1 protein-coding gene is annotated in these 667 nt (G+C 65.8%); it reads left to right on the top strand.

Annotation, left to right across the window (positions count from 1 at the left end; genetic code table 11):
* The coding region (locus IG178_RS24685; protein WP_226895776.1) for a hypothetical protein at positions 1 to 530 on the top strand (530 nt) is incomplete at its 5' end.
* Positions 531 to 667: the final 137 nt, after the last annotated feature.

Below are 667 nucleotides of genomic sequence, written 5' to 3'. Positions count from 1 at the left end.
AGGTCGAAGCTGAGCCGCTTGAGAGCGCCAGCCCGTCCGCCTCCGATGAGTCCACAGGGCCGGACATGGGCGGCAACGATCAGGCCGTAGACCCAGAGGCCGGAACGAAGCCATCCCACGAGCAACAGGACGTCGCGCAGCCGAGCGAGCCGGAGGCGGACCGCAGCAAACCAGAGGACACAGCAGAGGCTCTGGCGACTGCCTACCTGTCGCGCGGGGAGGGAGACGAGTGGAAGGGGTGGGTTGCTGATCTCACCAACGACAAGCTGAGCGACCACCTTGCCGACGCGGACACTCCCCTGGACGGCCGCGGAGCATCCGAAGTCACTGACGTCACGATCAGCGACGAGCCCTTCGAGGGCGCGCCGAACGACAGTCCGTTGCGGTGGTCTCGCGAGGTCGAGGCGACAGTCAAGACCGAGACGGGCGGCACGCTCCTGCTGCGCTTCGAGGCCACGCTGATGCTCAACGAGGACGAGCAGTGGGAGGCTACGGACTTCGCTCAGACCACCTGGAAGGCCGAGGTCTGAGCCATGAACCTCAACCCTGGACGTTGGACTACCCGCCTGACCGCAGCCGGGATCTTCCTGGTCGTCGGCGTGCTGGCCGTGATGATGCTTCTGCTGTCGGTGTTCACCGGGTTCATCTCCGGCAACCAGCAGCAGAG

The sequence above is a fragment of the Neoluteolibacter marinus genome (assembly GCF_014904755.1).
Classification (GTDB): Bacteria; Verrucomicrobiota; Verrucomicrobiia; order Verrucomicrobiales; family Akkermansiaceae; genus Haloferula; species Haloferula marina.
This window is presented reverse-complemented; position numbering and strand designations above follow the sequence as displayed.